Origin of the sequence: Neptuniibacter sp. QD37_11 (assembly GCF_047778105.1) — a bacterium.
Classification (GTDB): Bacteria; Pseudomonadota; Gammaproteobacteria; order Pseudomonadales; family Balneatricaceae; genus Neptuniibacter.
Genome location: NZ_CP180552.1, coordinates 1,151,584 through 1,175,427 on the forward strand (window position 1 = coordinate 1,151,584; position 23,844 = coordinate 1,175,427).

Annotated in this window: 13 protein-coding genes; 9 read left to right on the plus strand and 4 right to left on the minus strand. The window is 44.0% G+C overall.

Going from position 1 to position 23,844, the window contains the following annotated elements; translation table 11 throughout:
- The first annotated feature begins 83 nt into the window (after positions 1-83).
- The 4 genes from rlmF (at position 84) to ACMXYT_RS05195 (ending at position 8,390) form a co-directional block, all read left to right on the plus strand.
- Positions 84-1,076, plus strand: coding sequence for a 23S rRNA (adenine(1618)-N(6))-methyltransferase RlmF (gene rlmF / locus ACMXYT_RS05180; RefSeq protein WP_415911953.1), 993 nt, complete (start codon positions 84-86; stop codon positions 1,074-1,076).
- A gap of 105 nt (positions 1,077-1,181) precedes the next feature.
- A complete protein-coding gene (locus ACMXYT_RS05185) occupies positions 1,182-2,081 on the plus strand; it encodes an MBL fold metallo-hydrolase (protein ID WP_415905465.1) in 900 nt (299 codons plus the stop codon).
- Positions 2,082-2,351: 270 nt separating this feature from the next.
- Positions 2,352-7,136 carry a response regulator gene (locus tag ACMXYT_RS05190; protein ID WP_415905466.1) on the plus strand — a complete coding sequence of 1,595 codons (4,785 nt, stop codon included), beginning with the start codon at positions 2,352-2,354 and terminating at the stop codon, positions 7,134-7,136.
- Between the two features lie 123 nt (positions 7,137-7,259).
- Positions 7,260-8,390: a response regulator gene (locus ACMXYT_RS05195; RefSeq protein ID WP_415905467.1), complete on the plus strand. Its 1,131-nt coding sequence runs from the start codon at positions 7,260-7,262 to the stop codon at positions 8,388-8,390.
- Positions 8,391-8,470: 80 nt separating this feature from the next.
- Here ACMXYT_RS05195 and fghA read toward each other — a convergent pair whose 3' ends face one another.
- Positions 8,471-9,298 carry an S-formylglutathione hydrolase gene (gene fghA, locus ACMXYT_RS05200; RefSeq protein WP_415905468.1) on the minus strand — a complete coding sequence of 276 codons (828 nt, stop codon included), beginning with the start codon at positions 9,296-9,298 and terminating at the stop codon, positions 8,471-8,473.
- A 65-nt stretch (positions 9,299-9,363) separates the two neighbouring features.
- Positions 9,364-10,482, minus strand: coding sequence for an S-(hydroxymethyl)glutathione dehydrogenase/class III alcohol dehydrogenase (locus ACMXYT_RS05205; protein WP_415911954.1), 1,119 nt, complete (start codon positions 10,480-10,482; stop codon positions 9,364-9,366).
- Positions 10,483-10,606: 124 nt separating this feature from the next.
- Here ACMXYT_RS05205 and ACMXYT_RS05210 point away from each other — a divergent pair, with 124 nt between their 5' ends.
- Positions 10,607-11,473, plus strand: a complete 867-nt coding sequence (locus ACMXYT_RS05210) for a LysR substrate-binding domain-containing protein (protein WP_415905470.1) — start codon at positions 10,607-10,609, stop codon at positions 11,471-11,473.
- An 85-nt stretch (positions 11,474-11,558) separates the two neighbouring features.
- On the opposite strand, the gene ACMXYT_RS05215 is transcribed toward ACMXYT_RS05210, so the two are convergent.
- The gene (locus ACMXYT_RS05215; protein WP_415900523.1) at positions 11,559-12,683 is read right to left on the minus strand and encodes a helix-turn-helix transcriptional regulator; all 1,125 of its coding nucleotides are present in this window, start codon (positions 12,681-12,683) and stop codon (positions 11,559-11,561) included.
- Between the two features lie 648 nt (positions 12,684-13,331).
- On the opposite strand from ACMXYT_RS05215, the gene ACMXYT_RS05220 reads away from it, so the two are divergent.
- The 3 genes from ACMXYT_RS05220 to ACMXYT_RS05230 all read left to right on the plus strand — a co-directional run bounded on the left by ACMXYT_RS05220 (position 13,332) and on the right by ACMXYT_RS05230 (position 18,605).
- Positions 13,332-15,467 carry an Ig-like domain-containing protein gene (locus ACMXYT_RS05220; protein WP_415905471.1) on the plus strand — a complete coding sequence of 712 codons (2,136 nt, stop codon included), beginning with the start codon at positions 13,332-13,334 and terminating at the stop codon, positions 15,465-15,467.
- Positions 15,468-15,559: 92 nt separating this feature from the next.
- Positions 15,560-17,299: a type I secretion system permease/ATPase gene (locus ACMXYT_RS05225; protein ID WP_415912195.1), complete on the plus strand. Its 1,740-nt coding sequence runs from the start codon at positions 15,560-15,562 to the stop codon at positions 17,297-17,299.
- Between the two features lie 10 nt (positions 17,300-17,309).
- Positions 17,310-18,605 carry an HlyD family type I secretion periplasmic adaptor subunit gene (locus tag ACMXYT_RS05230; protein WP_415911955.1) on the plus strand — a complete coding sequence of 432 codons (1,296 nt, stop codon included), beginning with the start codon at positions 17,310-17,312 and terminating at the stop codon, positions 18,603-18,605.
- 160 nt (positions 18,606-18,765) lie between these two features.
- Here ACMXYT_RS05230 and gcvP read toward each other — a convergent pair whose 3' ends face one another.
- Positions 18,766-21,666, minus strand: a complete 2,901-nt coding sequence (gene gcvP / locus ACMXYT_RS05235) for an aminomethyl-transferring glycine dehydrogenase (protein WP_415911956.1) — start codon at positions 21,664-21,666, stop codon at positions 18,766-18,768.
- A 266-nt stretch (positions 21,667-21,932) separates the two neighbouring features.
- Between gcvP and ACMXYT_RS05240 the strand changes: the two genes are divergently transcribed.
- The gene (locus ACMXYT_RS05240; RefSeq protein WP_415911957.1) at positions 21,933-23,762 is read left to right on the plus strand and encodes an EAL domain-containing protein; all 1,830 of its coding nucleotides are present in this window, start codon (positions 21,933-21,935) and stop codon (positions 23,760-23,762) included.
- Positions 23,763-23,844 lie beyond the last annotated feature (82 nt).

The following is a 23,844-nucleotide window of genomic DNA, read 5'->3' on the forward strand; positions in this document are numbered from 1 at the left end:
TGGCTTTCTTTTATTTTCGTTGTTTAACCAGTAACTCAATAATCTTGTTACAATCCTGCTTTTCACCTTCTACTGGCATCGTTGTGGCTAGAGCTAATAATTCGTCTTCTAAAACGCCTTCTCAAAAGAGCAATCGAAAATCGGGTCTGCATCCGCGCAATCCGCATGCTGCACCCTATGATATACCTCGCTTGGTTAAAGCATTTCCTGAGTTAGCTGAATACACCTATGAAACGCCACGAGGTGAAACCTCTATTCGCTTTGCTGAACCTAAAGCGGTAAAGCTGCTCAATCAGGCGTTATTAAGCACTGAATATAATATTCAGTTTTGGGATTTTCCTGAAGGTTATCTCTGCCCGCCAATTCCAGGTCGTGCTGATTATCTTCACTATATTGCCGATCTTTTGGCTGAATCGAATGGCGGTAAAGTGCCGGTAGGTGCTCAAGTTCAGGGTCTAGATATAGGTACAGGGGCTAACTGTATCTATCCATTGATTGGCAGTCAGAGTTACGGTTGGAAGTTTGTCGGTAGTGATATTGACCCTGTATCTATTGCTTGCGCGGAACAGATCGTCAAAGCCAATCCGGTTTTGAAAGGGAAGCTTAAGTGTCGACTACAACCATCTTCTCAGCAGGTCTTTCAGCAGATCATTAAACCGTCTGATCGCTTTGCCTTTACTATGTGCAATCCGCCGTTCCATGCATCGCTTCAAGAAGCGACAGCAGGGACTAAACGGAAGATTAGAAATTTGAATCGTGGCAAACAGACATCTTCCGGTAATGATCAAGTACTAAACTTTGCTGGGCAAGGAGCAGAATTGTGGTGCAAAGGCGGGGAAATTGCTTTTGTACGTCAGATGATCAAGGAAAGTGCTGAATTTGCTGAGCAGTCACTTTGGTTTACCTGCTTGATATCCAAAAAAGATAACCTGCCCATGGTTTACCAAGCTTTAAAAAATGTAAAAGCTAAAAAAGTAATCACTATTGAGATGTATCAAGGGCAAAAACTTACTCGTTTTGTGGCTTGGAGTTTCCACTCAAACCAATTACGAAGCGGTTGGTTTAGTCGGGACTAGATCAATATTTTGGTCCATTATTGAGTATCGTTATCATTAATGAGCTATAGTTAGTTTCCAGTATGGAATCCAAATTGGATCGTAATGTTACATAAGGAAAAGTTGATGTTGGTTAAGTGTCTTGTCACAGCTATTGCGCTTAGTATGAGCATTGCGATGCCTGTTAGTGCTGAAAATCACCACCAACAATCCCCTAAGTATAAAGTGCAGACCTTGACCGAGAACATTTCGATGTTGAAAGGAAAGGGCGGCAATATTGGGTTGTTAACGGGCAACCAAGGCTTGTTGATGATCGATGACGATTACCGTTCGATGTCACCAGCATTACAGAAGACCCTGCAAAAGTTTGGCGGTGAAGATAAGCTGACTTACATTATCAACACCCACTGGCATGGCGATCACACAGAGGGTAATCACCATTTTGGTCATCATGCGACGATCATTGCGCATGATAATGTTCGTGAGCGATTGCTTACCTCTCAAGAGGTTAAGCTCTTCAATATGAAAACGGAGCCTTATCCCGAACATGCGCTGCCTTCTATTACCTATCAACAAGCACTGACGCTCTACATTAATGATGAAGAGGTCGAGTTACTTCATCTAGCTGGTGGTCATACCGATGGCGATTCTGTCGTTTTCTTCAAAAAGGCCAATGCCGTCCATATGGGTGATCTTTATTTCAATGGCTTTTTCCCGTTCGTAGATATCCAGAATGGCGGTAATGTTGCCCGCATGGCAGAGAATGTGGGTCAGGTGCTTGAACTCATTGATGACAAAACCATTGTTATCCCAGGTCATGGCCCTGTATCAAATAAAGCTGAATTGAAGACATTTAAAATGATGCTGGAAGGCACGTTGGCTGAAGTAAAAGCGATGCAAGATAAAGGGATGAACTTGGGCCAGATGCAGTTAAAGGGTCTATCCCCTAAATGGCAAAGTTGGACTAATGGTTTTCTGTCAACAAGTGTTTGGATCGGCATTCTTCACAGCAGTCTTGAAAAATAAGCTTATTCATAACGCGCACTTTTTCTATCTCTAAGTTTTTTGCTTTCAAACCTTCGTTTAGGGGGCGGCGCTTTTGATAGTGAACGCTGTCCTGTTTCTATGACTTCTTTAAAATCAATAAGTAATGACGATGCTTAAGGATAGGTTTATCGATTTTAATTGAGGCTTAATTCCAGAATAAACTCGAAAAAACTGAAATTATATCTACGCTTTGATTATGTGCTTAACAGCGATTACTCGCTGAGTCTGTGACATAAGAAGAGTGTGCCGATGTATAAATTGTTGTCGTTTCTGCGTGGTTTTTCGTTAAAAGCTCGCGTGCGTTGGGCGTTTTTTATTGTTCTAAGTATTGGTATTACGCTCTCTGCCTTTCTTTACTGGCACTATACAGAAAAAAATAGACTCCACGGTCAGGTGCAGCATTTAAGTAACAGCCTGCATGCGGTTGATGAGTTTAGATATAACCTTTCTCGGATCGAGTTAATCAGTGCAGAAATGCTGGTGTCCTATCCAATCGATCAGGACCGATACCTCGAAGCTTATACCGCTCTGCAAGAGACCAAACAGATCTTTAACTTATCTATCGCGCCTTCACTCTCGGGTCGAGAAGGCCTATCCGAATTTAATAAGCTGCTGTTTCATCACTTTACGCTATATAGCCAACAGTTAAGACACTTTCAGAGCCTCCTAGAGGAAGATCGCATTTCCGATGCCAAGCAGTTCTATGTGAAAGCACTGGGTGTGCAGGAATATCACAAGCAAGTAGATTCAGTTGCTGCAGAATTCAGAAAGAAGCTCCTAGGTGTTAAAGGAGACCTACTAACTCACGCAGAAGAGCAAGAAAAGCTCTTTAATACCCAAGGAGGCTTGCTCTTAGTTTTCGTCGTAATTGCTAGTTTCTTGATGGTTTCAGCCACACTCAAGGCGATGTTTAGACCGATAGGATTGGTGAAAAGAACCTTAACCGCTTTAGCTAATAAGAAGACGGCCCAACAGGAGATTTCTAAAGCTGGTCAGCCTCAAGAGATTAAAGAGTTGCTTGAGGCGGCTACAGAGCTGCGAGATGAACTGTTACAAGTTGAAAACCAGCGCTGGATCAAAACTAATATTTCGGAGATCAGTGCTGAGCTCCAGCAGATAAGAACGACCAATGAGCTGGCTAAATCGTTTTTGCAAAAGATCGCGCCTTTGATTCATCTAGGCCACGGCGTTTTCTATCTATTTAACGAGCAGGAGAAAGCACTTCAGCTATTAGAGGGATATGCATTTAGAGAGCGCAAATTTCTTAAGCAGACTATTGCTGTTGGTGAGGGGTTGATTGGTCAGTGTGCTTTAGAGATGGCCCCTATTATTTTAACTGACCCACCAGAAGACTATATCAAGATCAGCTCGGGTGTCGGCGAAGCGAAGCCTAAGAATATCTCTGTTTTCCCTGTGATCCACAATAACAAACTGCTTGCGGTGGTTGAGCTCGCTAGCTTTGTTGAATTTGGCCAAACAGAACAAGCCTTTATCGAGGGTTTACTGCCTATATTGGCCATGAATTTAGAGATCATTGAAAGGAGTAATAAAACCCAGCTATTGCTTAATGAGAGCCGTGAGCAAGCTGAAAAAATGGAACGCCAAGCAACATTGCTTGAAGAGCAAACGGCGGAGATGGAAGGGCAGCAGAGAGAGATTAAGTCGGCAGAAAAACGTAGCCGTCTAATTCTTGAATCAGTAAAAGACGGCATCGTGGGATTAAACACCGAGGGGCGAATCACTTTTGCCAATCCAGCTGCTTATGACTATTTAGGGTTTACCGAGGAAGAGTTTTTAGGTCAAAGCTTCCAAACACTGGTTCATTATGCCGATGAAGATGGGAAACCTTATGCTGAGGATTCACATAGCATCTGCCATACGGCTACTGATGGTGTCGCTCGATCTAGTGAAGACGAAGTCTTATGGCATAAACAGGGTCATTCCTTACCGATTGAATACACATCCACGCCAATTTTTAGTGACGATAAAATTATCGGTGCGGTGGTTGTTTACCGTGATATTACGGAAAGAAAACAAGCGCAAGATGCTCTTAATGAGGCAGCTATTGAGCAGAAAGCGATCCTAGAGTCGGCGACAAGGGCGATCGTACTGCTCAAGGACCGTGTGGTTCAGCAAGCGAATAATAAACTCTCAGAGCTGTTTGAACGTCCTATGGAAGACCTTATGGGGCACAGCACCCTGCAATGGTACCCAGATGAGGAAACGTTCAACTATATCGGTGAGTATGCCTACGGCGAACTTGCGAAAGGTAAGGTTCATCAACAAGAAGTGCAGATGGTTAAAGCTGACGGCACCCTGTTTTGGTGTCATTTGAGCGGCAAAGTTCGTGACGCCGATGATATGTCTAAAGGCACCGTTTGGATGCTTGAAGACATAACTGATCGAAAAGAAACCGAAGAGAAAGTGAATGCTTATTTTGAAAACTCCAGCGATGGCCTTCTGGTTCTAAGTCCAAAAGAGGGCTTTATCCATGCGAACAGAAGAGCTGCAGATATCTTTGGGTTTGATGATGTTAATGAACTACTAAAATGCACACCTGAAATGCTATCCCCTGAATATCAACCAGACGGATTACTTTCATCTCAAGAGATAGAGCGGCACATGGAACTCGCTCTGTTTGGAACTGAGCCTCACCAATTTGATTGGGTTCACAAAAACACATCAGGTAAAGAGGTGCCTTGTGAAGTTTCTTTAGTACCTATCAGCTTAAAGAATAAGCCCGCTCTGATTGTCAGCCTTCGTGACATAGCTGAGCGTAAAGCGGCTGAACAGGAGATGCTAAAAGCGAAAGAGCTTGCTGAGGAGGCAACCCAAGCTAAGAGTGATTTCCTCGCTAACATGAGCCATGAAATCAGAACACCGATGAATGCCATCATCGGCATGTCCCATCTTGCCCTGCAAACTGAGTTGAATACTAAACAGAGAAATTACATCGAGAAGGTCAATCGCGCAGGGGAAAACCTACTTGGGATCATCAATGAAATCTTAGACTTTTCTAAAATTGAAGCAGGCAAGATGACACTCGAATCGACCGAGTTCTACCTTGATGATGTGATGGAAAACATCGCCAGCATTCTTGCCATGAAAGCGGAAGAGAAGGGCTTAGAACTGCTGTTTGATAGCCCTGCTAATATCCCTACCGCTTTGATTGGTGATCCACTAAAACTCGGCCAAATACTGACTAACCTTGCCAACAATGCTGTGAAGTTCACTGACGAGGGCGAGATTGTAATCAGCATCCATGTGGAAAAGATGGAGTCCAAGCACGTTACCCTCCATTGTGCGGTTAAAGATACTGGCATAGGCATGACCCTTGAGCAGAAAAGCAAAATGTTCCAGAGCTTCTCTCAAGCCGATACTTCAACCACCCGTAAATATGGCGGTACTGGATTAGGCCTAGTAATTTCCAAAAAGCTAGTCGAGCTGATGGAGGGTGAGATCTGGCTGGAAAGTGAAGTCGGTCAAGGCACTACGTTCCATTTCACGGCGCGTTTAGGCTTACAAAAAGATCCTATGCATCGCCGAATGTTCCATGCAGAAGAGCTTGATGGCGTCAAAGTGCTGGTGGTTGATGATAATGCTGCTGCTCGCGACATTATCGCTAATCTTATTAACAGTTTTGGTATGCAGGCTGACACTGCCAGCGATGGTGATGAAGCAGAGCAGATCATTATTGAACATCAATCCTCTGAAAATCGTTATGACCTCTTATTAATCGATTGGCAAATGCCGCAAAAAGATGGAGTCACCACTCTGTATGAATTAATGAATAATGAGAGCGTTATCTGTCCGCCCGCCATTATGGTGACTGGTTATAGCCGTGAGGATGCTATCGATGAAGCAAGCGAACGCGGGGTGGAGATAGAATCTGTTCTGACCAAACCTGTGACTGCCTCGTTCTTGCTTGAAGCCATAGGCACATCGCTGAACAAAGGCACAGTGGTCGAAAATCACCGCTCTGCTGTGAAAGAAAAAGAACGTGTTGATCTAGCCGGGCTCTCAGTCTTGTTAGTTGAAGATAACGAGATGAATCAAGAGCTGGCTACAGAGCTATTAGAGCAAGCAAAAATCAGCGTAAAGGTTGCTAATAATGGTCAGGAAGCTGTTGATATCTTATCGATGGAAACAAATTTCGACATTGTATTGATGGATTGCCAGATGCCGGTGATGGATGGTTTTCAGGCAACCGAAAGAATACGGCAGATGGAGAAAGTGAAACACCTGCCAATTATTGCCATGACCGCCAATGCCTTAACAAGCGATAAAGAGCGAGTGCTGAATGCGGGCATGAATGATCATATTGGTAAGCCGATCAATATTGATCAGATGTATGCAACCATTGAGCGTTGGGCCTGTGTATCAAAACGTAATTCTCGTGTTATCGAGTCTGCTCCGGTTACCCAAGACTTAGACTTTCCAGTAATACCTCACGTTGATACAGCCAAGGGACTCTCCAGTATGCGGGGAAACCAAGAGCTCTATCTTAAAATGTTAAAAGGGTTTTATGAGCACCACCGAGATTTTGATGCTCAATTCACCGCAGCGATTGAAGATGAAGATCCTACCGCACCGATGCGCTGTGCCCACACTTTGAAAGGCGCTGCTGCAACCATTGGTGCCACAGAGTTGGAAGTTTTAGCAGAAGAGTTAGAAAGCTTATGCGCCGAAGCAAACTTTAAAGTGGCTGACATTCAAGGCGCTGTTAAAGACGTTGCTGAAGAGGCCGCGTTAGTCGTGGAAAATATAGAGGCATCAGGTCTTATAGCTACGGCTAGTTTGGCATCAGGTCAAAACTGTAATGCAGAAAAACTAATTGCATCTATCCCTAAATTACGAAATTACCTTTTAGAGAGTGATAGTGAAGCGCTTGAGGTTATAGAAGCCCTTGAGAGTGAATTAGGTGGCAAGGCTTTAGAGCTACTTGAGCCAGTTGCGAAGGCGATTAACGTGTTTGATTTCGATCTGGCATTAGAACGTCTTTCGGAGATGGAAGAGGCTATCAACAATCTCTAGATATTTAAGTGTTTGGCTGTAGTTAGTCCCAGTTAAGGGTGTAGCTATACTGTTTTAAACGGCCTGCTAGAAAGACATATTTGCATAATCCAACGCTTTATTAAGCAATGATGGAGTACGTAAATGAGCAAGACGCAGTCTCAGTGGGTAGAAAAACCTACTGTTCTTGTTGTTGATGATACGCCAGATAATCTGGCGCTTATGTCTGCGCTTTTAAAAGATCACTACCGTGTTAAAGTGAGTAACTCCGGCGCCAAAGCACTAGATATAGTCAACTCGGCAACCCCGCCTGATCTAATCCTACTCGATATCATGATGCCCGAGATGGATGGCTACGAAGTTTGTAAGCGCCTCAAAGAAACGGAAAACACAGCAGATATTCCCATCATCTTTTTAACAGCTAAAACAGAAAGCCGCGATGAAACCAAAGGACTGGCATTAGGAGCGGTGGATTACCTAACGAAACCCGTTAATCCAGAGATCCTGATGGCAAGGGTGTCTAACCATTTGCAATTGAAAGCACAAAAAGACTTCTTAGCGGATAAAAATGAGTTCTTAGAAAAAGAGGTTCGTCGTCGTACTCAAGAAGTGACAATGGTGCAGGATGTCACCATTCTTATTCTTGCCTCGTTAGCGGAAACACGAGATTCCGATACCGGTAACCATATTCGCCGTACGCAATTTTACATTCGTGCCTTGGCTGAAAAACTCAGATTCTTACCTAAATACAGCGAACTCTTAACCGACGCTTATATCGATGTGCTGTTCAAATCAGCGCCTTTGCATGATATCGGAAAGGTCGGTATTCCAGATCATATTCTTTTAAAGCCAGGGCCATTTGAGGATGACGAGTTCGAAATCATGAAAAGCCATACCACCCTAGGTAAAGAAGCGATCGAACAAGCGGAAGCTCAGTTGGGTGTTGAAGTGGATTTCTTGAAGGTCGCAAAAGAGATCGCTTACTCGCATCAAGAGAAGTGGGATGGTTCAGGCTACCCTGAGGCCTTAAAAGGCGAAGAGATCCCGCTTTCTGCAAGGCTAATGGCGATCGCCGATGTCTATGATGCCCTGATCTCAAAACGTGTTTATAAAAATGCCATGTCCCATGAACAAGCAGTGGCGATCATCGAAGAGGGCAGAGGCAATCATTTTGACCCAGAACTCGTAGATTGCTTTATCGAAATTAAGGACGATCTACTAGCAATAGCACTGCGCTTTGCCGACAGTGATGAAGGCGTTTTAAACGTAAATTAATCAAAGCTCTGTAATGTGATACTAAGATACGCAAGCGCCACCAAATCACTAACGTATCTTAGCTAATACAGTTTTAACGTCTAAAAGTGCTTTGCATGAAACCTTAGATGCTCTTCTATAAAACTGGCGATAAAGTAATAGCTATGGTCGTAGCCATCGTGTAATCGCAGCTCCACAGGGTTATCCCCAGCCGCAGCTAACAGCGCTTCCGGTTTTAACTGTTCATCCAAAAACTGATCTTTCTTACCTTGATCAATCAGTGTCGGCATAAAGTTATTAGCGTGCTTAATCAGCTCACAGCTATCGTATTGTTTCCAAACCTCTACATCATCACCAAGATACGCACCAAATGCCTTCTGACCCCAAGGGCAGTTGATCGGATTGGTAATCGGGCTAAATGCACTCACAGATGAGAAACGCTGCGAATTGCGCAAAGCGATCATCAACGCGCCGTGTCCACCCATGGAATGGCCGGAAATCGCTCGTTGTTCTGTGACAGGGAAGTTCGCTTCAATCAGGGCAGGTAGCTCAGTCACAATGTAATCGTACATCTGATAGTGCTGTTGCCACGGTGCTTGGGTAGCGTTGACATAAAAGCCAGCACCCATGCCTAAGTCATAGCCGGGATCGTCCGCTACGCCTTCACCACGAGGGCTGGTATCGGGTGTGACAATGGCGATACCTAACTCCGCAGCAATACGCTGTGCTCCGGCTTTTTGAATAAAGTTCTCATCGGTGCATGTCAGGCCAGATAGCCAATACAGCACCGGTACTTTCTCTCCAGCCAGTGTTTGCGGCGGAAGAAAAATAGAGAAGCGCATACTGCAGCTTAAACTGGTGGAATCATGCTGATACTGCTTCTGCCAACCACCAAAGCTTTTGAATTGAGCTAAATTTTCAATCTGCATTGAGTTTACTCACATCCACCCTGAATAGACTTAGGGCGGATTTCGGTTAGGGTTACTTAAGACAATTACTTATCGAAGTGGATGACGCTGCGAATACTTTCGCCTTCGTGCATCAAGTCGAACGCTTTGTTGATGTCCTCTAGTCCCATGGTGTGGGTGATAAAGTCAGACAGCTTAAACTCACCTTGTAAGTAGCGTTCAACGTAGTCAGGAAGCTCAGAGCGGCCTTTAACACCACCAAAGGCAGTACCGCGCCATACGCGTCCAGTCACCAACTGGAATGGACGGGCAGAGATCTCCTGACCTGCACCGGCAACACCGATAATCACCGACTCGCCCCAGCCTTTGTGGCAGCACTCAAGGGCAGAGCGCATCACATCAACATTACCGATACACTCAAACGAGTAATCCACACCGCCGTCGGTTAATTCAACGATGACATCCTGAATCGGCTTGTCGTAGTTTTTAGGGTTAATACATTCGGTTGCGCCTAGCTGTTTAGCTAGATCAAATTTACTTTCGTTGATATCAATGGCGATGATGCGGCTCGCTTTCGCCATGGTTGCACCAATCACAGCAGACAGACCAATGCCGCCCAAGCCAAAGATGGCAACCGTTGCGCCTTCCTCAACCTTGGCGGTATTCATTACCGCACCCATACCGGTTGTCACGCCACAGCCTAATAGGCAAACCTCTTCAAGCGGTGCCGCTTTGTTTACTTTCGCCAGTGAGATCTCAGGTAGTACTGTGTATTCAGAGAAAGTAGAGCAGCCCATATAGTGATAGATCGGCTGACCATCTTTATAAAAACGAGTGGTGCCATCGGGCATTAAGCCTTTACCCTGTGTTTCTCGTATTTTCTGGCAGAGGTTGGTTTTGCCAGATTTGCAAAACTTACACTCGCCGCATTCAGGTGTGTATAGCGGGATCACGTGATCACCCACTTCTACACTGGTCACACCTTCGCCCACGGCTTCAACAATACCGCCACCTTCATGGCCTAAAATGGAAGGGAAGATGCCTTCTGGGTCTTCACCAGAAAGGGTAAAGGCATCGGTATGGCAAACACCTGTCGCCACAATCTTGATAAGCACTTCACCTTTTTGCGGTGGCATTACGTCAACTTCTTCGATGGATAGTGGCTGGTTAGGCCCCCAAGCGATGGCTGCTTTGGATTTAATCATGGCTCTACTCTTTATTTAGGACAGCGTTTTTAATCAATAAGGATCAATGTGCTAAACATTATAGTTTTTTCATAAATCGCTATAATCTAGCTAAATATGAAAATACTTTTACGAGGTTGTAATAATGTTTGGCTGGGAGGGGGTAACCGAATTTGTTGCCGTAGCAGAGACAGAAAGCTTCACAACAGCATCGCAGCGCTTAGGTATCTCTACTGCACAAGTGAGCCGACAGATCAGCGCATTAGAAAAGCGCCTTGCGACAAAACTGTTTTATCGCACAACCCGCAGGGTATCAGTTACAGAAGAGGGTAAGATCTACTATCAACACTGCCGCCAACTGTTAGATGGCCTAGACGAAGCAGAAAGAGCATTAAGCCAGTTACAAAGTCGCCCACAGGGAAAACTAAAACTGACCGCCCCAACCACCTTTGGCGAAACCAAAATTATCCCACTGCTAAACGACTTTATGTTGCAGTACCCAGAACTCGAAGTGGAATGCCACCTAACTAACCAGAAAGTGGCGCTGGTGGAAGAGGGCTACGACTTAGCGATCCGCCTAGGTAAATTGGCAGACTCCAGCATGATTGCAAAAAGGCTCGGTGCCAGACAACAGTTTATCTGCGCCTCAAAAGATTACCTCAACGCCCATGGCCGCCCCGACTCTATCTCTGAGTTAGAACAGCACAACTGCCTAAAAGGCACATTGGATTACTGGCGCTTATTGGATGGAAGCGAAGAGAGGGAAGTACGGATTAAAGGCAGATTCCGCTGCAATAGCGGTTTAGCGCTGTTAGATGCTGCGCTAAAAGGACTGGGGATAGTGCAACTGCCAGATTACTACGTGAAAGAACATATTGAGCAAGGAAGGTTAGTGCCTCTGCTTGAGACCTACCAACCTGAGCCTGAAGGTATCTGGGCTTTGTATCCTCATAACCGCCATCTTTCCCCTAAGGTACGGATGCTGGTGGAGTATTTATCAAATCAGCTTTAGATATATCCATGTTTGTTATGCGGGTAAATGTAAGATTCGCTTGCATAAATCATTACCAAATACTGAGGGGGTAATAGATCTAAATTTAAACTTTTCCTACAGGGTCAGAATTTAGTTTTAGTACCAGTTCCGTTTGACGATGGGTATCTGTTTTCTCAAATATCGATTTTAAATACCACCGTGCAGTTTCATATGAGACTCCTATGATTCTTGCTGCATTTTTTAGTTCGGTTCCTTCTGCTAACTGTTGAGCGAGTCTGGCTTCACTATTAGTAAGGGAATATGAAGAGGTAAGGTGAGTTAATTTAATTGGAGTTGGTGCTGTACTGTTCTTGATGATCACAATTGCTGCTGCATCATTAAATAGAGGAAGTTCTTGTATTGGTAGAGGGAGAAGGTTAATAAAAAAATTATTTGCATCAGTTAATTTTAAATTAACAGGTAATTCTTTATTACTAACTCTAAGTAATTGAATTTGTTCTAATGATTTACAAAGCTTGTCTCGATCTTCTGCTAGTTTGGCAGTTATTCGGCCATTATGGATAAATAAACTTTTGCACCGATCAAAACTATCTCTAGCGGTTTCATTCATCTCAATTAAGTCTCCCTGTTTCGAGATGATCGCAACACCAAGCCCTATGTTTTTTATCAGTAAGTTACTACAACTAGACTTATATTCGAGCTTTTGAAACATAGAAGACATTTCTAATGCACGGCATATATGACGGCTTAGGGTCTTCTGTAACAGTATTTCTTGATCGCTATATTTGCCCTGTTCGAAGGATCGCATCTGGGTAAAGCAAACCAGATTGTTTTTTTCTGCTATCAATACTCCGCCTGAAGTGTGATCAAAGTTTTGCGGTTTCATCCATTCGTTGTAGAAGGCGGTATTGTGATAGTAGTCGCTATCCTGATTCAACTGATTGAATAGCTGTTCAGAAAAAAAATGTCCAGGTAGAAGGTCTTCAAGTTCAGCAAAGGTTGGGTTTAAGAGAGCATAGTCTTTGTTATAACTTGAAAGTGCTTCCTCGCTCACACCTAAAAATGGTATCTGGGTGGACATTAGGGCGTTGTTGTTACTCACAAATATTCCGGTGGCATTAGAGTTAAAGTACTTATTAAGCAGAAGCAGGGTTTCTTCCCAAGATTCGGGATCAATTGCTGATTGGTAGATGGACTCTATGAGTTCATTAAATTTGAGGTAGTCCATTACAAAGTTCCTTTGTTCCTACCTTTTCTATTGAGTGTTTATTCATTATTTCAATGAAACTATAGACACTATCTGGTTTCTTAGACGTTTTACGTTTTTGCTATTTAGCTGAAAAAAAACTGCTTAAAACACTTGTTTTAATATTCCACTCAATTGGGGGGAGGCTTTTTTCGAATTCCTATCCAATAATTCACTTCACAGTAGCTATAGGAATAGCTTTGGAAAGAAGGGCTTAGAGTTTTTATCTTTTTTAAGTGATTGCTTTTAAGACTTGCTTTCCCTATGAGGTTTTCAGGGAATGAGTGAATGTTAAGTTAGGTGAGGGCATTGTTATTTAAACATGAAAAGTTTATTGCTTTTTTTGTTTTAATATTAAAAAAAATAATATAGCTATATTGAGGGCAAATATTTGTATTTAAAAACAATTAGTTATATGTGGCTTTCGTGAGGTCTGCATTTTTTTGTATTCAACTAGAGTGTAGCATCAATAAAATCAGCATATGCTAATTTGCGATTTGGCTTGAGGCCGAGCCTAGGACATGGATGTGCAGTAGAAGTTCCCTTGGATTTAATACATCCATCCTAAAGATCTGGTTACCCCAGTGCCTCATTAATGACCTAAATATGGATAAAAATTGGGAGTTAATGATGAGTGATCAAGTACTAACAGGGACTGATGATTCAGACCTAATCGAAGGCACAACTTCGGATGATAAGATAAATGGCGGCGATGAAGGCGATGTTCTTCTTGCTGGCGATGGGGACGATAAAGTTAATGCTGGTGATGGCGATGACCTCATAGAAGGTGGTGCTGGCGACGACTATATCAATGGTGGTGATGGTTTTGACATCGCTTACTACGATGGTGAAGTTCAGGTTTACGTTAATGACGATGGCGTATTAGAACTATCCGACGGCAAAGGTAATACCATTATTCTTGATGCCGGAGATGATGGCACTGATATTCTGCGAAATATCGAAGCGATTCAGTTCACTAACTACACCTTCTATCTAGATGGCCGCAACAATGCGGTTCTTGCCGTAGATGATGCAGCTTCTACTGATGAAGATACATCGCTATTAAATATTGATGTTCTGTCAAACGACCTAGATCTAGATGGCGATACTCTTTCTGTAACCGGTTTAGATACTTCCGGCTCTACGGGGCTGTTTACCCTGAATCTTGATGGTTCTATTAACTACGATCCTAATGGTGGATTCGAATATCTGGCTATAGGTGAAAGTGCTACGGATTCCGTTATTTATACCGTAACTGATGGCAACGGCAGTGTTGTGACAGGTACGTTAACCTTAACGGTTGATGGCGTAAATGATGCGCCTGTGGCTGCAGATGATGCTGCAACAACTGATGAGGATACATCTGTTTTTGGCAATGTTTTAACCAATGATTCAGATGTAGATGCGTCAGACACCCTGACAGTTACTCCACAAACAGATGTGGCGGGTGATAACGGTGGTACTTTTACACTGTTGGCTGATGGTTCTTTTACTTTTGATCCTAGTTCTGATTTTCAGACATTGGCTTTAGGTGAAAGCCTGACAAGTAGCATATCGTATGATATCTCCGATGGTAATGGGGGAACATCTACGGCAATTTTGAGTGTGTTGGTTAACGGTGTGAATGACATGCCTGTAGCGATGGATGATTTAGCCACTACCGACGAGGACACAGTTGTATCTGGAAATGTTCTAATCAACGATTCAGATGTAGATGCATCTGACATTCTGACAGTTACGCCTCAAACTGATGTAGCGGGTGATAATGGCGGTACTTTTACATTGTTGGCTGATGGTTCTTTTACCTTTGACCCGAGTGAGGATTTTCAGGCTCTAAATGATGGAGAAAGCTTCACTACAAGCGTTGTTTATGAAGTCGTAGATGGGAATGGTGGGGCAGCTACAGCAACTTTAAGCATTGAAGTTTTAGGTGTAACTGATACGGCCCCAAGTGATGCAACTATAACATTCGATTCTTTAATAGGTTTTGAAGATTATAACAATGGTGTTCCATTTAGTTATGACGAAGCTGGTTTTAGCTTTACCGCCACAGGAAATCATGTAGATGGTACTGGAGTCTTGTCTTGGCACGATGGTGGATATAATGCTGGAGACAACGACATTACGATGACTGCTGGAGGTGAGACATTTGATCTGTTGTCTCTAGATATCATTTATAACAGTGGTTTTTCAATTGTCACAGATAATGGAAGTTGGAGTTCAGGTGGTTTAACAGGAACCGATGTAGAAGTGAATCTGACAGGTATTACTTGGGCTACTTTTGAAACATCTTCAACATCAAGTATTGATAATATCGATGTGAGTTTCGGCCTGCCTGATCATTATGAAGGATCATTGAATGCGGGTGAATCAGGGAGTGGTTTTGTATCAAGTAGTGGTTATTGGTATGACCCAAGTCCAACAACAAGCGATTATTGGCAGGTCAGTGGGGATGCTGGTGACACAATAACGATCACTGTTGAACGTACTGAACTGAATTATGATCCAGCGTTTTGGATTGTAGAGGGAACAATTGAGGACCCATCTACATATTTCTCTGGTGGCTCTAACGCAGGTATTGACTATTCTGATCCAGGCGTTGTGAATTTCTCTGATGATGAAATCTATAGCCCCGGTCCATATGGTGATCCACATGAAACCTTTACTCTAGCTGCTGATGGTGAATATACGGTAATTGTTACTAACTATGCTAGTGGCAGTGACGGAGGTGATGGGCTGTTCTCTTATGATATTTTTGTTGCTTGATTAAAGTAATTTAGGGCCGCTTGAGATATCAGCGGCTCTAGTTACTTAAAAAATAGCAAACCATCTAGTTGGTAATAATGAGTGTGTTTAGGATGAACCATCCAGTGTTAAAAATAATTTTATCAGTACGAAAGGCAATTATTTTCTCTTTGGTTTTGAGTTTTTTTATCAATTTGCTTTTATTGGCATCCCCCCTTTACATGCTTCAGGTATACGATCGCGTTTTGAGTAGTCGTAGTCTGGATACGCTTTTTTTCCTTACAATCATTGTTATCTCAGCAATTTTGTGTCTCTGCCTGCTTGAGGCAATTCGTTCTGCTATAGCAGTTAAAACAGGCCTTTGGATGGATAAAAAAGTTTCAAGCTTGTTATTACCTTCAGTAGTAAAAATAAGTTTACAAACTAAATCTGAATTATCAGGTCAGGGATTGAGAGATATGGGAACAGTGAGGAGTTTCATTACTGGAAACTCGATGTTCTCGTTAATGGATGTTCCTTGGATGCCTTTGTATCTATTAGTGCTCTATTTGTTACATCCCATTTTGGGACTCCTTGCTCTAGGAGGGGCGCTATTTATTTTTATGATTGCCGTAGTTAATGAGTTACTGACCCGAAAATATCAGCAGAACTCGAATGCTTTAGTCGCACGAGCGTATGGTTTTTCAGATTCAGTATCAAGAAATGCAGACGTTGTTGAAGCGATGGGAATGGTCCCTCAAATAGTCTCTTCATGGCAAAAAATGAATGATGAATCTTCTAATAGTCAGCAGCGCGCTCTGGGGTTTACCGGTTGGTTAGGAGCTGTAAGTCGTTTTATTCGTTTGGGGCTGCAAGTCGCGATTCTGGGTATGGGAGCGTTACTTGCTATAAATGGTGAAATTTCTGCTGGGGCTATTATTGCTGCGTCTATTCTTGTGGGCCGAGCATTACAGCCTGTTGAACAATCTATTAATTCATGGCGTTCTGCTACTTCAGCTTGGGACGCCTACATTCGGGTAAAACAACAACTTCTAGCTACCCCTGCTTATGACGATCAAATGGAATTGCCTAACCCTGAAGGCAAACTATCTATTGAGGGACTAAGTTACGCATTTCCAGGTTCTCAACAGGCATATTTGAAAGGAATTAGCTTCAGGGTTGGCCCCGGACAGCTATTGGCAATCATGGGGCCTTCTGGCTCAGGCAAAACAACACTTGTACGACTTTTATTAGGCAATCTGAAACCCAATTCTGGCTTTGCTCGTTTAGATGGTATGGATATGTCCATGTGGCACTCTGATGATAGAGGCAAACATATAGGGTACCTACCTCAGGACGTTGAGCTGTTTGCAGGTACAGTGAAAGAAAATATTGCCAGAATGGCCAATGGCGTTACTGATCAGATAATAAATGCCTCTAAAATGGCAGGGGTGCATGAAATGATCATGCGCCTTCCGCAAGGATATGATACCCAGATCGGCAGTCATGGTATGTCATTGTCTGGCGGGCAGAGACAGCGTATAGGTTTAGCCAGAGCTTTATATGGGGAGCCTAAGTTACTTGTACTGGACGAACCCAATTCCAGCTTGGATCAGCAGGGTGAAGGTGCGCTAATGAAGGCTCTGAAAGCCGTTAAAGAGAAGAATATTACCACTGTAGTGATTTCTCACAGGCCTTCCGTATTGGAACATGCTGATCTTGTATTGCTTATGCAAGAGGGAATGGTTGCCAATTTTGGCCCACGAGATGAAGTATTGAAAGTGCAACCGGCTAGTGTAAGTACACCAAGAAATAATGCTGTTCCTATCGGTAAGTCTGCAAAAACTGCTATTTCATACACGATTAAAAAGTAGGGAGACGGTGATGGATAAAGAGCTTTCTTCATTAATATCGAAATATACAGTGGCAGGTTTTTGCGTTGTTGTTACCTTTTTCGGTTTGTTTTTAGGTTGGTCAATACTTTCTCCATTAGACAGTGCAGCTATTGCAACAGGTGAGGTGGGATCAGAGGGCAAACAAAAAATAGTGCAGCACCTAGAAGGGGGAATTGTAAAAAAGATCTTAGTTAAAGATGGAGATCAGGTTAGAACGGGACAGATACTGGTGAGCCTTGATGATACGCAAGCACAAGCAAGTTTGTCTTTGATTGAGGATAGGTATTGGTCATCTATAGCCTTACAGTCAAGGCTGGTAGCTGAAAGAGATGATTTATCAGAAGTTAAGTATCCAGAAAGCCTGATTAACTCTGGCAACAAAAATATTAAGGCAATCCTTACGGCGCAAACCAATATATTCTCCTCGCGCAGAGCATCACTGGAACAGAAAAAAGGGATTCTTGCGCAACGCATTGCTCAATCTAAGGAAGAGATTAAGGGACTCAAAAACGCTGTTCACTCTCAATATGAGCAACTCTTGTTGGCAAAGGAGGAAATCGATGCTTATGACTATCTAGAGCAAAAAGGGATGTCTATGGGCAAGTCGCGTTTGTTGGCTATAAAAAAGGATGCCGCCAGAGTTAGAGGAGAGCGAAGTAAAAACTTAGCTGCAATCGTTCGCACGGAAAAAGGAATCGGTGAAACTGAGCTAAGAATTAGTACCTTAAATGCAGAACACCTAAATGAAGTGGTTGAGCAGCTTCGAACTGTACAAACAGAGTTATTTGATTTGGAAGATAAGCTTCGTGCTGCAAAGGATGTTTTAGACAGAACCAAGATTAGAGCTCCTATAGCAGGAACCATTGTTGGTTTACAGATTCATACCGAAACAGGCGTGGTTGCTCCAGGGGCTGAAGTGTTAGGTATTGTACCTTCCGGCGAACAATTGGTTGTAGACGCGCGAATTAATCCGAAGGATATCGATGTTGTTCGCCCCGGATTACCTGCACACGTTAGGTTTACCGCTTTTAATAGCAGAAATCATCAGCCAGCACAGGCTAAGGTTATAAAAGTGTCTGCTGATAGATTTACAGATGATCGTACAGGTGAGGCGTTCTACAAAGCGACTATTATTGTTGATGATGTAAATGAGGCTCTCAATGGGAAATCCTTATATCCAGGGATGCAGGCAGAGGTGATGATCTTGATTGAGTCTCGCACGCCAATGGATTATTTACTTGAGCCGTTTACGCAAAGCTTAAATAGAGCTTTTAGAGAGACGTAATTGTTGTAATTAATTCGATATTCAGTGCATCGAGCTGATCCATTATGTCTATGCACTGACTTACTAGTTAACTAGTATTGAAGTAATGGTGAAGTGAGACAAAAAAAATAGGCCACTAAGTTAGTGGCCTATTTTATTAGATCAGATAAGTAATTCGGAATTACTCAGCGTAATCTTCAACCGGAATACAAGAACAGAACAGGTTACGGTCGCCGTATACGTTATCGATACGGTTTACTGTTGGCCAGATCTTGCTGCCTTTCAGGTGATCAGCAGGGAAGGCTGCTGTTTCAAGTGAGTAAGGACGGTTCCACTCAGAATCGATAATGTCTGCCATAGTGTGTGGCGCATTACGTAGTGGGTTGTTTTCGCCGTCGATCTCGTTTGCTTCAACCTGACGAATCTCTTCGCGGATTGTGCTCATCGCTTCGATAAAGCGATCTAGCTCAGCTTTAGATTCAGATTCCGTTGGCTCGATCATCAATGTGCCTGCAACAGGGAAGGACATTGTTGGCGCATGGAAGCCGAAGTCCATCAGACGCTTAGCTACGTCTTCTTCTGTGATGCCAGACGCTTCTTTAAGTGGACGCATGTCGATGATGCACTCGTGTGCAACACGGCCGTTACGACCAGAGTAAAGAACAGGGAAGTCTTCGCCTAGTTTCTTGGCTAGGTAGTTAGCGTTTAGGATCGCGTTTTCAGTTGCAGCGCGAAGGCCTGTGCCGCCCATCAGTGCGATGTAAACCCAAGAGATCGGAAGGATAGATGCGCTACCCCAAGGTGCAGCAGATACTGCGCCGTTCTCAGCTTTAGGGCCTTCGATCTGTTGTACTGGGTGGTTAGCCACAAACGGTGCCAAGTGTGCTTTAACACCGATAGGGCCCATACCTGGACCGCCGCCACCGTGAGGGATACAGAATGTTTTGTGCAGGTTCATGTGCGATACGTCGGCACCGATCTCTGCTGGCTGGCTGATCGCTACCTGAGCATTCAGGTTAGCGCCGTCCATGTAAACCTGACCACCGTTATCGTGAACGATCTGGCAGATCTCGCGGATATCTTCCTCATATACACCGTGTGTAGATGGGTAGGTGATCATCAAACAAGAAAGGTCATCTTTGTGCTGTTCTGCTTTAGCGCGCAGGTCAGCTACATCTACGTTACCGTTTTCATCACATGCTGTTAGTACCACTTTCATATCAGCCAGTGCTGCTGATGCTGGGTTAGTACCGTGTGCAGATGTTGGGATTAGGCAGATGTTACGGTGCGCTTCACCGTTTGACTGGTGGTAGTTACGGATTGCCAATAGACCCGCGTACTCACCTTGTGCGCCAGAGTTTGGCTGCATGCAGATCGCATCAAAACCAGTGATCGCTTTTAGCTGATCTTCTAGCTCAGTGATTAGCTGTTTGTAACCTTGTGCTTGATCCATTGGTGCGAACGGGTGGATCTGACCAAATTCAGGCCACGTCACTGGGATCATCTCAGCTGTAGCGTTTAGCTTCATAGTACAAGAGCCAAGCGCGATCATGCTGTGAGCAAGGGAGATATCTTTGTTTTCCAGCTTCTTAAGGTAGCGAAGCATCTCTGTTTCGCTGTGGTAGCTGTTGAATACTGGGTGCTGAAGAATCTCTGATTCACGTACTAGTGCTGCATCAAATGATGTTTCACCAGAAGCAGAGATCTCTGCATCGATGCTGTCTAGGTCTAGACCGTGACCTGCACCTAGGATGCAATCCCAAAGGGTGTTGATGATGTCGCGGTTAGTGCACTCATCACAGGTCATACCAAGCTTGTTATCGCTGATTTTACGTAGGTTGATACCAGCGTCTAGTGCAGCTTGGTAAACCTCTTCAGCGTTATCTAGCTGAATGGATAGGGTATCGAACCAGCTGTTGTTTAGTAGCTGAACGCCTTTAGCCTGTAGGCCTTTCGCAAGAATCGTTGTTAGACGGTTGATGCGGCTAGCGATTGTTTTTAGACCTTGTGGGCCGTGGTAAACCGCGTAGAAGCCTGCCATGTTGGCAAGTAGTACCTGAGCAGTACAGATGTTAGAGGTCGCTTTCTCACGACGGATATGCTGCTCACGTGTTTGCATCGCCATACGCAGTGCTTTGTTACCGCGTGTATCAACAGAAACACCAATGATACGGCCAGGAACCGAACGCTTGTAAGCATCACGAGTCGCGAAGAATGCAGCGTGAGGACCACCGTAACCCATTGGTACACCAAAGCGCTGAGCAGAACCGAATACAACGTCTGCACCTAGCTCGCCTGGTGATTTCAGCATGATCAAGCTCATGATGTCTGCAGCTGCACAGAATAGCGCTTTTTTGCTGTGAACTTTCTCGATTAGCTCTGCGTAGTCGTTCACATCACCATACGTACCTGGGTACTGAACTAGTACACCGAATACTTCGTGCTGATCGATCAACTCGCTTACGTCACCCACGATTACTTCGTAACCTAGTGGCTCAGCACGTGTTTGAATAACGCTGATACTCTGTGGGTGAACATTGCTATCGATTAGGAATGTGTTCGCTTTTTTCGCTTTAGACATACGCTTACATAGCGTCATCGCTTCAGCGGCAGCCGTTGCTTCATCCAGTAGGGAAGCGTTGGCAAGGTCTAGGCCTGTTAGGTCTAGCACCATTGTTTGGAAGTTAAGGATCGCTTCCAAACGACCTTGAGAAACTTCTGGCTGGTATGGCGTGTACGCCGTGTACCAACCTGGATTTTCCAAGACGTTACGTAGGATAACGTTTGGCACGATAGTGTCGGTATAACCCATACCGATCATCGATGTGTTTACTTTGTTCTTTTGCGCAACAGATTTTAGGTACGCAAGTACCTCATCTTCAGAGCGGCTTTCTGGTAGGCCAATCGGTGACTTGAGCTGGATAGACTCAGGTACGGTTTGGCTGATCAACTGATCCATATCAGTTACATCAAGCTCGGCAAGCATCGCTTGTTGCTCGGCTGCGGAAGGTCCAATGTGACGCGCTATAAAGGCATCTTTTTGCTCCAAAACGGAAAGCGGAGCCTGATTCTGTGTCGGCATTTTTAACTTACCTGTGATCAGTTGATTATGGTGTGCTCAAAAAGTGGCTAATGATACCCGTTTTTTGCTCATTTTGTGATAGAAAATAGACAAAAGTTTATTTTAGGAAACCTTGTTCTATATAAGCACTTCTTATCGCTGGGAAATTGATCTGTGTAATTCACAGCAATTAACTTGGTTATGTATGATCATCAACTATCATTGTAAGTAGCACCGATCTTTTTCCGGAGAAAGATCAGTAGGTTAGTTTCACTGTAGGGAAAGGTATGCCAGCGGTAGAGAAGTTAATTAGTCTGCACAAATCTTTACTAGTGCTGAGTCATGGGGAAGGCTTTATTGATTATCCGCGGATATCGAAGCTAAAACACATTATTCAGTCCTGTGCAGAACAGTTGAATGTTTCTCGGGTAAGCGTCTGGAAATTAGATACTGATGCTCAGCGAATCGTCTGCGAGGTTTTGTATCTGCATGAAACTGATCAGTATTACCAAGGTGCAGCACTGTACCAGACTGATTTCCCGAAGTACTTTCGAGCCATCGCAGAAGATCGCTTAATCAATGCCGATAATGCGATTACTGATTCGCGTACCAAAGAGTTTGCCGATTCTTATCTTATCCCCAACGATATCTGTTCTATGTTGGATGCTCCGATCTTCTCCTCAGGAAAGTTACAAGGCGTGATATGCCTTGAACAGGTTGGTGAAAAGCGCGTTTGGGATATGCCCGAGATGTCTTATGTTGCGTCACTGGCTGATCATATCTCGATGATTAATGAACACGAGTTGTGGCTAAGAGATCGAGCGCAGCTGGAGTTTCTTGAACAGTACGATCCACTTACCGGGTTAGAAAAGCGTAACCAGTTTCAAAAGCGGTTGGACTTTAATCAACAAGAGAGTGGGGAAAGTGGGAATCCAAAAGCGCTTCTTTTAATCGGCCTTGATTCATTTGCCTCCATTAATGACCAGTATGGTCATATGGTGGCTGATCATTTGTTGGTGGCCTTTGCCCGACGCCTAGAGAAATTAACCCGTCAGATCGATTGTCGTTTGGCACGGGTAGGTGGGGATACCTTTGGGATATGGATTCCTAATCTTGAAGATACAGAGCAACTCAACTCGCTTACTCATGAGCTAAAACTGACAAGTCGCACACCGCTGAAAATCTGCAATGAAGAGTTCGTCAATGTCAGTAGCAGCACTGGGGTGGTTATCTACCCGATAGAGGGAGAACCGGTTACTAGTCCGATGCGTTGTGCTGAACTAGCTATGCGGCGAGCCAAAGAGAGCACACGTGGTGGCGTACAATATTTTGCTAAAGACTGGTTGGTTCAGCTGCAAAGTAAGCGTACTTTCGAACATGATCTGGTTGAAGCGATTGAACAATCCCTGCTCGTACCTTTTTACCAGCCTATCTATTGTGCTCAGCAAGAAAAAATTATGGGGTTAGAGGCGTTAGTGCGCTGGCCTCACCCTGAAAAAGGATATATTTCGCCTGCTGAATTCCTACCTACTGCTAAAAAGCTCGGTCTGATGGAACGATTGGGCAGTTTGATGTTGAGGAAAGCTTGTGAAGATCTGGTGACATTTGAGCAGCATGGTAAATCGGTCGATTGGGTTTCGGTGAACATTGCCTCTGAGCAGTTACATAACTCGGCGCTTTCCGAAGAAATTGCGTCTTTACTGCAGGAGCACGATCTACCTGCCTGCAAAATCGAGCTGGAAATCGTTGAGGAGTTGATTGGTCAGAACTCTGCTTTTGTCCGCTCTCAATTAGAGGCCCTGTCTAGCCTTGGTGTACGTATGGCGATTGATGATTTTGGCACCGGTTATTCATCGCTTTCGCGCTTAAAGCATATGCCGGTGACTAAATTAAAAATTGATAAGTCGTTTGTAGATGGCTTACCGGATGCCGACAACGATCGTTGTATCGCTAACTCGATTGTGGGTTTGGCTAAAGGTCTGCAGATGGAATTGGTAGCGGAAGGGGTGGAGCTACTCGAACAGGCTGACTATCTCAAACAGATGGGCTGTGAATATCTGCAGGGGTATTACTTTGCTAAGCCTATGTCGAAAGATGAGATTTTAAAACTGCTCTAGATTCGTTATAGATCGGATAAATAAAAAGGCTCCTATGAAAGCCTTTTTAAGAGTTGTTTTTTGAAGCGCTGCTTTAGAGGTT